Source organism: Mesorhizobium sp. M1A.F.Ca.ET.072.01.1.1 (assembly GCF_004023325.1).
Lineage (GTDB): Bacteria > Pseudomonadota > Alphaproteobacteria > Rhizobiales > Rhizobiaceae > Mesorhizobium.
Genome location: NZ_RZSF01000178.1, coordinates 1 through 13,424, shown reverse-complemented (window position 1 = coordinate 13,424; position 13,424 = coordinate 1). Strand labels below are relative to the sequence as shown.

General features: G+C 58.4%; 6 protein-coding genes and 6 pseudogenes. 6 read left to right on the top strand and 6 right to left on the bottom strand.

From position 1 onward, the window contains the following. Positions 1–448, bottom strand: a pseudogene (locus tag EOA32_RS22420) (ABC transporter permease); the annotation flags it as partial. A 415-nt stretch (positions 449–863) separates the two neighbouring features. Here EOA32_RS22420 and EOA32_RS22415 point away from each other — a divergent pair. The 4 genes and pseudogenes from EOA32_RS22415 to EOA32_RS22400 all read left to right on the top strand — a co-directional run. Further along, positions 864–4,445: a hydantoinase B/oxoprolinase family protein gene (locus tag EOA32_RS22415; RefSeq protein WP_128372915.1), complete on the top strand. Its 3,582-nt coding sequence runs from the start codon at positions 864–866 to the stop codon at positions 4,443–4,445. Next, positions 4,426–5,814, top strand: coding sequence for a D-amino acid dehydrogenase (locus tag EOA32_RS22410; RefSeq protein ID WP_245499357.1), 1,389 nt, complete (start codon positions 4,426–4,428; stop codon positions 5,812–5,814). The genes EOA32_RS22415 and EOA32_RS22410 overlap by 20 nt, the downstream gene beginning before the upstream one ends. Before the next feature lie 310 nt (positions 5,815–6,124). Continuing rightward, positions 6,125–6,895, top strand: coding sequence for an enoyl-CoA hydratase/isomerase family protein (locus EOA32_RS22405; protein WP_128372914.1), 771 nt, complete (start codon positions 6,125–6,127; stop codon positions 6,893–6,895). A gap of 93 nt (positions 6,896–6,988) precedes the next feature. Then, positions 6,989–7,330: pseudogene (locus EOA32_RS22400) on the top strand (transposase); the annotation flags it as partial. 21 nt (positions 7,331–7,351) lie between these two features. Here the strand turns inward: EOA32_RS22400 and EOA32_RS38250 are convergent. The 4 genes and pseudogenes from EOA32_RS38250 to ectB all read right to left on the bottom strand — a co-directional run. Beyond that, positions 7,352–7,494 (bottom strand): annotated as a pseudogene (locus EOA32_RS38250) (transposase); the annotation flags it as partial. A gap of 1,412 nt (positions 7,495–8,906) precedes the next feature. Next, entirely contained in the window at positions 8,907–9,617 is a 711-nt protein-coding gene (locus EOA32_RS22390; RefSeq protein WP_128372912.1) for a hypothetical protein, read from the bottom strand. Between the two features lie 277 nt (positions 9,618–9,894). After that, positions 9,895–10,110 (bottom strand): ectoine synthase, encoded by a 216-nt coding sequence (locus EOA32_RS40040; protein ID WP_245499356.1) that lies wholly within the window; start codon positions 10,108–10,110, stop codon positions 9,895–9,897. A 145-nt stretch (positions 10,111–10,255) separates the two neighbouring features. Beyond that, the gene (ectB, locus tag EOA32_RS22380) at positions 10,256–11,563 is read right to left on the bottom strand and encodes a diaminobutyrate--2-oxoglutarate transaminase (RefSeq protein WP_128372911.1); all 1,308 of its coding nucleotides are present in this window, start codon (positions 11,561–11,563) and stop codon (positions 10,256–10,258) included. 899 nt (positions 11,564–12,462) lie between these two features. Between ectB and EOA32_RS38760 the strand changes: the two are divergent. Further along, positions 12,463–12,811 (top strand): annotated as a pseudogene (locus EOA32_RS38760) (Lrp/AsnC family transcriptional regulator); the annotation flags it as partial. Further along, positions 12,785–13,144 (top strand): annotated as a pseudogene (locus EOA32_RS22375) (aminotransferase class III-fold pyridoxal phosphate-dependent enzyme); the annotation flags it as partial. The pseudogenes EOA32_RS38760 and EOA32_RS22375, both read left to right, overlap by 27 nt. A 1-nt stretch (position 13,145) precedes the next feature. On the opposite strand, the pseudogene EOA32_RS40035 reads toward EOA32_RS22375, so the two are convergent. Continuing rightward, positions 13,146–13,298, bottom strand: a pseudogene (locus EOA32_RS40035) (IS5/IS1182 family transposase); the annotation flags it as partial. Positions 13,299–13,424: the final 126 nt, after the last annotated feature.

The following is a 13,424-nucleotide window of genomic DNA, read 5'->3' as shown; positions in this document are numbered from 1 at the left end:
CCATAACGCCGACCCGGTTCAGCACCAGAGGGATGGCGACCTGTGTCCCTGTCGCGTAGCTGAGCAGCGAATTGATGATGCCGGTGCGCCCGAGGATGACGGTGAAGGCAAAGCATTTGACCAGAACGCTGGTCCAAAACGGCAGCAGCACCAGCGTCAGCAGCAGCGTACGCCGGCTCGGCGACTGGCGTGCGAGATGCAGCGCCACGATGTAGCCGATGAACAGGCTGAGCGTCGAGGAGTAGAACGATATTTCTAGCGTTGTGGAGAGCGTCTTGGAGAACAGCCTGCTGCTCAGCACCTCGCCGAAGAAGGTTAGGGAGAAATTCGGACCGTCGAGACTGGTGTAGAAGATGTAGATCAGCGGCAGCCCCGAGATTGCCAGGGCGACTGCCGCCGCCGGCGAGACGAACACGAATGCAGCGCGGATGTTCTGCGATCGACTCATGGTCGTATCGCCGCATTGGTGGCATTTTTTTTGGGTTGCGGGGTTCCGGCAGGAGCGGTTCCCTGGAAGTGAGGACTTGCCATTGCTGGAATGATCTCCACGAAGCGACGAGCGGGTTCACGCGGCCTGTTCGCAATTAAGACTCTGGTGCTGCGACCATTGGCGCAGGTGATCTGCCCGGCAAATTCCTCCGGGGGCGGTCCTTCGCCGTTCGAACTCATCGCTCCGCTGGCGTCGAAAACGACCTTGGGAACCGGCCACATCCCTCATCAACTTCTGTACACGAATTGGATACTGTGTCAACTCCGAGGCGGCTTGCCGTGGATCCGTCGCTGCTAGGTTGACTCTTCCATCCGGTATCCGTTAGGTATACAGACGGAAGAATTGATCGTCGAAAAAATTGGAGTGCGGGCGAATGTGGCAATTCTGGGTGGATCGCGGCGGTACTTTCACGGATATTGTAGCGCGCGCACCAGAGGGCGAGCTGAGGACCCACAAGCTGCTGTCCGAAAACCCCGAGAAATACCGCGATGCTGCCATTCAGGGCATTCGGGAGTTGCTGGGGTTGGCAGATGGCGAGCCAATCCCCGACTTCGCCATTGAGTCAGTCAGGATGGGGACTACGGTGGCCACCAACGCGCTACTCGAGCGCAAGGGCGAGCGGACACTGTTCGTAACAACGCGCGGCATGGGGGACGTGCTACGCATCGGCTATCAAAACCGGCCGCGCCTGTTTGATTTTAACATTCAGCTCCCGCAGCTTCTCTATGAGGAGGTTATTGAGGTTGACGAGCGCGTGGATGCCGACGGCAAGGTGATTGTCGCGCCGGATGCGGAGGAAATTCGCCGTGTCCTCACCAACGCTCATTCAGGCGGCTTCCGCTCCGTCGCGGTCGCCTTCATGCATGGATACCGCAGGCCCGATCACGAGATTCTCGTCGGTCGCATCGCCCGTGAGATTGGCTTTTCGCAGGTTTCGCTCAGCCACGAGACGAGCCGTCTGATTAAGCTGGTGGGGCGCGGAGACACCACGGTCGTCGACGCCTATCTTTCGCCGTTGCTGCGTCGCTATGTGGACCAGGTAAGCGACGCCCTAGGTGCCACCACCTCACTCATGTTCATGCAGTCGAACGGCGGCTTGACAGATGCCCGCCTGTTCCAGGGCAAGGACGCGATCCTGTCGGGACCGGCGGGGGGCGTCGTGGGCATGGAACGGACGGCCGCGACAGTCGGCATTGACCGGCTGATCGGCTTCGACATGGGCGGGACCTCCACCGACGTCTGCCATTTTGGCGGCGAATACGAACGCGACTTCGAGACCGAGATCGCGGGCGTGCGTATCCGTGCGCCCATGATGAGCATTCACACCGTCGCTGCCGGCGGCGGCTCGATCCTGAGCTTCCGCAACGGCCGTATGCAGGTCGGTCCGGAAAGTGCCGGCGCCGATCCCGGACCGGCGAGCTACCGCCGCGGTGGACCGCTGACGGTGACGGATTGCAACGTGCTTCTCGGCAAGTTGCAGCCGAGCGCTTTCCCGCATATCTTCGGCCCGAATGCTGACCAGCCTCTCGATACCGAAGTGGTGCGCGGCAAATTCCTTCATCTCGCGCGCGAGATCGCCGGCGAGACCGGGCTCGATAAGACCGCGGAGCAGTTGGCCGACGGCTTCCTGCGCATCGCGGTCGAGAACATGGCCAACGCGATCAAGAAGATCAGCATCCAGCGCGGCCATGACATCAGCAAATACACGATGAACTGCTTCGGCGGCGCCGGTGGCCAGCACGCCTGCCTTGTTGCCGACGTGCTGGGCATGGAAAGCATTTTCATCCATCCATTCGCCGGCGTGCTGTCGGCCTTCGGCATGGGGCTCGCCGATATCAGGGCGATGCGCGAACGGCAGGTCAATGAACCGCTGGATGCGGTGGACGTCTTCGAGACGGTTGTCGCTGCCCTCTCGGCGGAGGCGCAGACGGAGGTCGAGCGGCAAGGCGCCGATCCGGCCCGGATTCGCCTCACGGCCGCCGCCCACATCCGTACCGCCGGCGCGCATCAGGCGCTCCCCATCGCGTACGGATCGCCGGACGAAATGCGTGCCGCCTTCCGCGGGGCCCATCACAGTCGCTTCGGCTATTCCCCTGAGGGAGCGGATCTCGTCGTCGAGCTGATCACCGTCGAGGCGATCCTCGCGACTGGTGTGACGGCGGCGACGAACGTAATCAATGGAGGCGGGGCGCCGCGCGACCGAGAAACGGTCGACACCTTTCTCGCGGGCGAATGGTTGAAAATACCGCTGGTCGACCGCCTGGCTCTTTCCATTGGTGACAAGGTGGACGGTCCCGCAATCATTACCGAGCCGACCGGCACCAATGTTGTTGAGCCCGGCTGGCAGGCAGAGATTGTCGATTACGGAAACCTGATGCTGCGCCGGGTTGTGCCGCTGAAACGGGCGGAGGCAATCGGCACAGAGGCCGACCCACTGATGTTGGAGGTCTTCAACAATCTCTTCATGTCGATCGCCGAGCAAATGGGGGTAACGCTACAGAACACCGCTTATTCGGTAAATATCAAGGAGCGCCTTGACTTCTCCTGCGCAATCTTCGATGCCGAGGGCAATCTCGTCGCCAACGCACCGCATGTGCCGGTACATCTGGGATCGATGGGCGAGAGTGTTCGCACCGTGCTGCGCGACCATCGCGACAAGCTCAGGCCGGGCGACGTCTTGATGATGAACAATCCTTACAATGGCGGCACGCATCTGCCCGACGTGACGGTCATCACGCCGGTATTTGATGCAGAAGGCAGGAGTATCCTCTTTGCCGTTGCCTCGCGCGGCCATCATGCGGACATCGGGGGGCGCACGCCAGGCTCCGCTCCCCCCGACAGCAAGCATATAGACGAGGAAGGCGTGCTGATCGAGGATTTCTACCTCGTCCGCGATGGCCGCTTCCGCAAAGAAGAAACCCGCGAACTGCTCTCCAGCGGTCCCTATCCCTGCCGCAACATAGACCAGAATATCGCCGACCTCGCCGCCCAGGTGGCGGCGAACGCTACGGGCGTGCGCGAATTGCAAAAGATGCTCGCCAAGTTCGGCCGCGACGTCATGCACGCCTACATGAAGCACGTGCAGGACAATGCCGAGGAATGCGTGCGGCGGGTCATAGAGGTCCTCACTGACAGCGAGTTCTCCTATGAACTCGATAGCGGTGCGGTCATCCGCGTCGCCATTCGGATCGACCGCGAGAAACGCTCTGCGAGCATCGATTTCAGCGGAACTTCAGCTCAGGACGATGGCAACTACAACGCACCGCTGGCCATCTGCAAGGCGGCCGTCCTCTATGTCTTTCGCACGCTGGTAGGGTCGGATATTCCCATGAATGAGGGATGCCTGAAGCCGATTAACCTGAATGTGCCGGAAGGCACAATGATCAACCCGCGCTATCCAGCGGCGGTTATCGCCGGCAATACCGAGGTCAGCCAGGCGATCACCGAAACACTGTATGGGGCGCTTGGGGTTCTCGCCGGCTCACAGGGCACGATGAACAATTTTGTTTATGGCAACGACGTACATCAGAACTACGAAACAATCTGTGGCGGCACCGGCGCAGGCAACGGCTTCGATGGCGCGAGCGCGGTCCACTCGCACATGACCAACACCAGAATGACAGATCCAGAGGTGCTGGAGAGCCGTTACCCGGTGCGTGTCGAGGAGTTTTCAGTACGCCGAGGCTCGGGTGGCCAGGGCCTATATCGCGGAGGCGACGGTGTGGTTCGCAGGCTGCGCTTCTTGGAGCCGATGACGGTGACGGTGCTGTCATCTCACCGGCGCACACGTGCCTTTGGCCTTGCTGGTGGCGAGCCCGGCCAGCCCGGGGAGAATTTGGTTCAGCGCGCCTCTGGTGAAACGCAAGCCCTTGCCGGCAACGATTCCTGCGAAGTCCGCACGGGCGATATTTGCATCATAAAGACCCCCGGAGGGGGTGGCTACGGCGCGCCTTGAGCGCCATCTCGCCCGGCGCTTGGGCTCCGATGACGCGTGCCGCCACAACTCGTCAGTAGTTCCGGGTACTGCTCGGACCAGAAGAAAGCTAAAAGGTCTCAAAGAGATGAAAGTTGTTGTGCTCGGTGCCGGCGTTGTAGGTAGTGCAACGGCTTATATGCTTGCGAAAGATGGTTATGACGTCACTGTGATTGATCGCTGTGGTCGACCAGGAATGGAAACGAGTTTCGCAAATGGCGGTTTGATGACCCCAAGCGACGCTAGTCCTTGGAATTCCCCAGGGACAGTGAAGCGTCTGGGAAAAATGCTTTTTGACAGCAGTTCGCCCCTCAAAATCAATCCGGGGGCGGTACCCTCTATGGTCGGCTGGGGCTTTAGATTTTTGGCTAACTCAACTTATGACCGCCACAAAAGCAATATGATTGCAATCATCAGGCTTGCCAGCCTGAGTTTGGATACGCTCCGCAGTATTCGCGAAACAACTCGCATTAACTATGATCAGACAACACGAGGCACAATGCGTGTATTTCCGCGCGGTGGGCGGAAGTCTGAGTTCGTTCAAAAGTGCCGCGACATGCAGGGATGGGGCGTTCAATTCGAAACCCTCGATCAAGGTCAAATCCTTGAGAAAGAACCCTGTCTTGGTCCCGTTATCGATCGCTACGCTGGTGCCGTATTCTTTCCCAACGACGAAAGTGGGGACGCACACAAGTTCACGAACGAAATGGCTCGCCTGGCAACCGAATTGGGTGCCGAGTTCTTGATGAACACCAGTGTTCTCCGGATCGACAAAGCTTCTTCTACGAAGATCTCACATGTTGTCACCTCACAGGGAGACATCCGCGCCGATGCGTTTGTTCTTTCGCTTGGTAGCTACAGTCCGTTCTTAGCCCGACCTCTCGGTATCAAGCTACCGATCCTCCCCGTTAAAGGGTACTCTGTTACAGTGGCATTAAACGGGTGGCGAGGCGGACCAACGCGACCAGTCATGGATGATGGGTATCATGCGATGATGGTGCCGATGGGTGATCGGCTACGCATGGGTGGCCGAGCCGAATTTGCTAGATACAATACGCGCGTCGATGCCAAAGAAGGATGGCGCGTTCTGAATGACGTTCTAAAAATCTTGCCTGCCTTGGCCTCCCACATCGACGCAGATGCCGTGCTTAACTGGTCCGGCTTACGCCCGATGACGCCTGGCGGCCCACCTCTCGTTGGACCAACGCTTTACACTAACCTTTTCCTGAATACCGGTCACGGACCACTGGGATGGACGATGGCCTGCGGATCAGCAAAGTTGATTACGGATTTCATCACGCACGGCCGTGTGTTGAACAATCGAGTGGATTCAGCGAACTATGCGCTTTAGCTTTTTGCGGCCCCACGTTCGGCGCCGCAACCGGCTGGCGGGCGATGGCAGTCGGGTTGCAGCTAAAATGAAGGACGCAGATTGATCTTTCCCGAGTTCCGCGAAGGCAAGGCAATGGGAGAGGGCACCGTCGAGATCGGCTGTCATCGCATTCGGGTGCTACCGCAGATCGGCAAGCATTTACGCGCAAGAACACGGTGTACCGGCAAACCAGACGCCACCGCAAGAGAAATAACGATTGGCCTGAACTGCCAAATGACCAAAACTGATTGCATGCGCTGCATTGGGCTTCAATAGAATGGGACAGGGTATGGATCATTATATTCTCGTCGATAGGCATGATGACATCGCTGTGATCACGCTGAACAGGCCAGAGATTTTGAACGCTTGGCACGCACCAATGCGGAGTCAATTGGTTGATGCTTTCGTTGAACTGGAGCGCAACGAAACAGTGTGCGCCATTGTTTTGACAGGAGCGGGCAGCCGTGCATTCTGCGCTGGCCAAGATCTAAACGAAGCTAAGACTTTCGATGGCGATAAGGCGTCCGCTTGGGTTGGTGAGTGGGAACGCTTATATAGCGTGATTCGGTCGCTCACTAAGCCACTCATCGCAGCCCTGAATGGAGTCGCTGCTGGTTCAGCATTTCAAGTGGCGCTCCTCTGTGACTTCCGAATTGGCCATCAAGGAGTGCAAATGGGTCAACCTGAAGTCAACTCTGGCATCGCGAGTGTAACAGGGCCGTGGATCATGAGAGAAATCCTTGGGCTTGCCCGCACGACAGATTTGACCCTGAGCGGCCGTCTAATGGATGCAACCGAATGCCATTCAATCGGGATCATTAACAAGATTGTTCCAGCGGAAAGGGTGATGCAGGAGTCTCTTTTGTTAGCGCGAGAGCTCGCCGCTAAACCTCCAATAGCTATGCGTTTGAATAAGCAGTGGCTGCGAGAAATGACCGAGGTTGGATTCCACGAGTGCCTTGAGGCCGCAGTGCGCATTCATCGTGAAGCCTATAGCTCCGGTGAATCGCGACAGATGATGGAAAAATTTCTAGCCGCGCGAGCGTCGCGCAACGCGTAGTGAACCGCGCAAAGTCGACCTGATATCCAAAACCGCTCCTCGAAGGCCGCACACTTGCGGACCGTCTTGGGATCGCGGCCGTTCGACGGCGATGTGAAGCGGCGTGGCCTGAAGATCGCGCCCGATATTGCCGTCGGCGATGGCGCGCTCGGCTTCTGGAAGGCGCTCGACAAGGTCTTTCCCGGCACCAGGCACCCACGTTGCTGGGTGCACAAGATAGCCAACGTCCTGAACAAGGTGCCGCTCTCGGTGCAGGCCAACATGAAGACGGATTTGCGCGAGATTTACGGCGCGCCGACACGCTCAGCGCTCAGCCGAAATGGCGATCGATGTGTTCGCCGAGAAATACGGCGACGACAATGCGCTCGACCGCCTGAAGAAGGATCGAAGGATCGCGAGACGTTGTTGGCGTTCTACGACTTCCCCGCCGAACACCGGGATCATCTGGTACGTCGATGTGCCGATCAGTCTGGCGAAACGGGCCCAATTACGGCCGCCTTTATCATGGCCGGCAAAGAGAGCATTGCGGCGGTTCATGGCAGGACTTCTGATCGCGTTTCGACGAGGTTGGAGTCGATGTCGACGCGGCCGTCGTCCAAGGAACAGCCGGAGGCCGGCCTGGCGGCAAGATGAACCGCGTTGACTATACGCCTACCTGCGCGATCTCTTCATCAGCCATCAGCCTCGCAAATGGCCACCTCTCCAAAGACATCGACGCCCTTATGCCCTGGGCCTATGCGCAACGGATCAACGGATTAGCGCCTCACAATGAGCTCGTCCGGGACTCCCCGACGTGCTCATGGGACCATCTGGAAGCGGTAGACCTGACCGTTGCAACCAAAGAATCGATGGGGCGGAGACGCCGCATACTTTTGCCTTGACGATAGGCTGCTACTGTGGGCCTCACTACGAGAACCAACGTGAACCGATTGAAACGATGAAAGGAACCTCGTTATGACTGTGCGAAACCGCGGAGCGTACGGGCCGGAACGATTGACTTTCGATGAGGTAGACTGCCTAGGAAAACTAATTCAACGCCTTCAAGACAACGAGCAGCTCGGAAAATTTGGCCTGCGCTATGGTGAGGAAGGGGTCAACTTAAACTGCGATCCAGCGCTGAACCTCATTTCTCAAGCCGAAATGAGACTATTGAGGCAACTGCTAGATACTAGCAATACAAGGATCGCGAGACCCATCAGATCCCCTAATGGTGGGCCGTAGGCCAAATTGTTAGGCGTGACCAGTAGCCATCCGCGGCTCTACTGCTGCCGACGGGTGCGGGCCGACAGCGGACGCGCCGCTCCTGGACAGTTGAGCAGAGGCTGCCGATCGTGCTCGCGTCCACCGACGGCTGAGGCTGCCCCTCTCCAGCAGTTTTCGTCGCAGCCCGTTACTTTTTTGTTGTTGGCGCAGAGATTTGTCGCCGAAAACTGTGCGTCACCTGTGCACTGTGCACTTAAACAGGTTGACACTTGGGGTCGTATGTTCCGACAGACCCGGTCGAACGGGCGACTGCGACCTCGCCATCAACATGAGCGCCGCACATTTCACGTGTGATTGATGGTTAGCTTTTTGTCGGCCTTTGCACGGAATGGGAACCCTGGATCGGCGCGCAAAAAGGGGCTCTGACTCACTTTTGATGAAGTTCGAGCGCCGCGGTACGGAAAAATCATCTGCGACCTTGAGCGGCGACGACCGATCACGCTGTTACCTGACAGAAAGCCAGCGACTGCGCAGGCCTGGCTCGCAGGGCAGCCGCAAATTGGTGGGGTCGCGCGCGACTAATTGAAAGACACGCCAGATGGATACGGCGAACTCAAGTGGCTCAAGCATTATCAGACTTGCGCTCGAGAGGGTGGGCATCGACGAGCTCCTTCCCGAGGCGCCAATCTGCTCCGGCACTCCGTAGCGACTAGCGACTAGCGACTAGCATGCTGCGGGCCGGCGCCACAGTTTCATATAGTCAGGTCTGCGTGAGTCAGAAAGGCTAAATCCGACAGTACAATTGCGCTCAAGAAAGCCGCTCGATCGTTTCAGTCGCCGAGCATTTGATTAGCTGGGATAACTCGCGTTGAGTGAGCCAAATGAGCCAGTCATCATCTTCGATGTCTCGATCAGGTAAACTCAGGACGGATCCATGTGCTTCTTTGTGAAGATAGCCGTATTGATCGGCGACTCCCTTTTGGATAAGCCAAGTAGGCACAAGAGCATAGATGAAATCGGGGGACCATTTCGCCCATGCCAGCCCAAAAGCGACACCTGCAAGCGTGGGTGCTAAGCCCCGTCCTCTAAGGTCACTTCGGAGCCATAAATCGCCGTGATACGCTACGATCCCGCTTATGTTCCGAGCAGTCGGCGCGACACAAACACACGACGAACCCGCGCCGGCATGCCTTGCAGGATCCACATAGCAGGCTTTCAATGACTCAAGATGGTCAGCCAAGTTGGTAGGCGCCAGATCATCCACACGAAGCGCCTGGACATGCGCTACTTTTCCGAATTTATCTTCTCCAACGACCCAAAACGCCTGGCCAGGCTTAAGCTGTGAACAATCCGGGCGGAAGTTCGGAAAGGTAGGATATTTCCCGGCAATCTTACTGGTAATTGAAAGGTACTCCTCAAAATCTTCCCCCATCCTGAATTGCACGCCCGCTTTGCGGGCCTTCCGGTCAAGCGAGCAGATATATGTCGATACCTCAAGGGTGGTCGCGTCGTCGCGCATTGCAGGGTCCTCTACCGTTAGATTGATAATGCACTACAAATCAGGGGCCAATTGTCGCGAGCTTCTCCTATCGCAATGTCCTACAATGCGAAGCCGCACCGGACAGCCCGCCACGGGAGATCCATCGAAATTCGACCGGCCGTTATACTTTTCTGGTCTGCGGCTGTGCTCGTGTAGGTTCAGTGTAAGCGGCAGAGTGACGATCCGCGGCGGACGCGATGGATCCGAATACTCTCGCTGCCGACGTGGATTGAGCTTCCTGGGGCGACATGAGGTCCTAGGTCTCATCATGCACCTCGCGGTCCGCAAGCGGAGGTACAAAGACGTAGGCCAACACCAATTCGGTCTCGGCACACAGCGGGTGGGCGTCATGCTTATCGAACGCGCAAATGATGCCCGGTCGCACGACTTGGACCTCATCCGCTTGGGAATCGTCGGTAGAGCCCGTTCCCGAGATGCAGTAGACCGCCTCAAGGTAGTTCCGATAATGCATCTTGATCCGGGCGTCCGGATAGATCCTGGTGATATGCCCATCCCATCGTTCTTGAGAAGCAACCGCACGCTTTCCCCGCTCGACGTTTCGACACGTCGGACTGTCAGTATCTCTTCATGAGATCCCTGACGATCATCATCAGATCTCAAGCTGCCGTGTTCACTGCGCTGCCGATCACGGTATCGATAGCGTCCTCGAAGATGTCGAGACCTTGGCTAAGTTGAGCCTCCCCAATGACGAGGGGTGGCAGGCATTTCACGACCTCGTCCTTGGGACCGGCGGTCTCGACGATGAGACCCTTCTGGTAGGCGGTCCTGACGACTTGACCGGCAATCTCGCCCGACTTCAGATCGATGCCCCGCATCATGCCCCGACCTTTGGACGACACTCGCCTTGGATCGTACTTGCGCGCGATCTGATCAAGGCGGCTTTTCAGCAGATTGCCTTTCTCCCTGACTGACGCTGCAAAGCTCTCCGTTCGCCAGAAGTGCTCCAGGGCTGCCCGGGCGGTGACGAAAGCGTGGCAGTTGCCGCGGAATGTGCCGTTGTGTTCTCCCGGCTCCCACTTGTCTAGTTTTCGATCAATGAGGACCAGGGCCATAGGCAGGCCATAGCCCGATATCGACTTGGCCATCGTGACGATGTCCGGACGGAGCCCCGCTGCTTCGAAGCTGAAGAAAGCATCGGTCCGGCCAACACCGGCCTGAATGTCATCTACGATCAGCAGAGCTTCGTGCCTGCGCGCAATGGCCGCCACCTTTTGCAACCATGCCGTCCCGGCGACATTGAGGCCGCCTTCGCCCTGAACTGTCTCGACAATCACCGCCGCCGGGGCATCCACGCCGCTGGAGGGGTCCGAGAGCAGGCGATCAAGGTAGTCGGCGGTGTCTACAGCGGTTCCAAGATAGCCATCATAGGGTAGCCGGGCTACGCCGCCGAGCAGCTGGCCGGCGGCAGCGCGGTGATATCGGTTGCCCGTGCAGGAGAGAGCGCCAAGGCTCACGCCATGAAAGCCGTTGGTGAAAGCTATGATGTTGGACCGACCAGTGATCTTGCGCGCTAGCTTGAGGGCTGCCTCTACCGCGTTGGCGCCGGTCGGACCCGGAAACTGTACCACGTAGTCTAGTTGTCGCGGCCTAAGGATCGTCTCGTGGAATTCTCGCAGAAAAGATTCCTTGGCTTCGTTATACAGATCGAGGCCATGGGTGATACCGTCACCCGCAATGTAGTCTGCAAGCGCGGACTTCAGTTCAGGTGGGTTGTGCCCATAGTTTAGACTAGAGCAGCCCATGAGAAAGTCGAGATAGGCCGTCCCATCTCGCGCAAACAGCTGAGCGCCCCGTGCCTTCGCGAAAACGACGGGAAAGCTGCGAGCGTAGCTGCGAACTTCGGACTCAAGATGGTTGAAGATCGCAAATTCGTCCCCGCCATCTGGTGCGCTTCGGTCAGTCATCGCTGCCTCCTTATTTAGGTATTGCTAGGCAGGCGGGCATGCCTGCAGGGCTGATGGAGCGTACAATGCGGCCGATGGCTATCGGGTGCTCGCTCTCATGCTGTCCCTTAAAATCGATGTCTCGGTCGAAGCACAGAGCCTGCCGGATTGGCGCGCGCAGATTCCGAGCCACACCTGCGAAGAGCAAATTGGACGCCCGGTTGCTGAGTGTCACCGTGGCCTTGATGTGCGTCACGCTCTCGCAAGATGGCCTGTTCAGGGCTGACATGATCAGCCCCTTGCCCACCCGTGTGTTGCGTATCTCAGGATGCACGGCAATGAAGGGCGTCGAGGGCTCGCTCGGCCGCCGATAAGCCGAATCCACCCAACCACCGCCCGGAACACTCAACGAGCACGCAGGTGTCGGCGAAATCAGTGCAGAGCAAGAGCTCGCAGTACAGCGAGTTGCGGTCCACTGGCGGGCACTTCGCGATGCCTTGCCATACACGGCGGCATGAATCTCGGTCGGTTTTCGGAATGTCACTCGCGGCAACTGGACGTTGCGTGGCAACGAGAAGCTCTGGCTATCTCTGACCATTCGAACCCTCCCGGCGAACACCCGTTCCGCCTCGCGTCGCGTTTCACGAAGAGGACTTCTCAAAAGTCATGCCAATTTGCGCCGAGGGAGCCTTAGATATATTTTTCTGAGTTGTGTTCAATGACTTGACCCGGAGTGCAGCAGGCTGTCAGGTCGAAAACAATGGGTCGCGGATCCGACAAACACGACAGTAGGTGTCGGTTGCCGCGACGGGGATTAACAATCGGACTGGTAGCGGATCATATTGCGATCGGCGCTGACACGGGAGCATGCTACAGGCCGGAAATTGGACTGATATAAGTGCGTCAAATGGATACTTAGCATGGCGTTCCTAAGACTCGATCCGACCGATCTCAAAATCCTCGACGCCATCCAGCGCGACGGGCGCATCACCAAGTTGGCGCTGGCCGACAAGGCCGGACTGTCGCCGACGCCGTGCTGGATGCGACTGCGCAAACTGGAAAAGGCCGGCATCGTGTCCGGCTATCATGCCTCGATTGCCATACGAACGATAGCGCCGGTCGCCACTGTGCTAATGGAGGTGACGCTGGCCAGCCACCGCCAGGCCGATTCGACCACTTCAAACGCGTCATCCGCGACATCCCCGAGATCGTCGCCTGCTGGCGGTTGGCGGCGGCGTCGACTACAACAACGAGCTGGGGCGGCCGAATAAGAAGAAGATCATCTCGCGCTGGCGCGGCTATCACGGCTCCGGCATTTCACAACGCCTTCGACCTGCCGCGTGCGCCGGTCCCGCACACCGAGGCGCCCTACTGTTTCCGCCGCGCCGACCGCTCGCTGAGTGAAGAGCAGTTTCGCAATACTGCGCCGTCGAGGAGATGATCTTGGCCGAAGGCCGGACACGGTCGCCGCCTTCATCGGCGAGCCGACCTTGGCACTGGCGGCATCGTGCCACCGCCGGCCGGCTACTGGGAATAATCCAGGCAGTGCCGAAGAAGTACGACGTGCTGCTGGTTGCCGACGAAGTGGTGACGGGTTTTGGCCGATATCGCGCTGCTTCGTCTTTCCCTCCTCATCGGCCTTGGCCTTCGAGACCTTCACGGTCCAGCGTGCGTCCCGGTCCTTCTGGCGCAGCTTGGCTGGCTTCTACTGCCACTCGTCCGGCACCTTTCCTGCCTTGATGTCGGCCTTTTTAGCCCGTCTTATGCACGACGATGGGCCTTTGAGGCTGGCGGATGTAGCTTAAGCGATTGATTTGGCGCAGGATTCGGTTGCTTAGGCCAACCCTTCCACCGCATCTCGCGAGCCACACCCGCCATGACC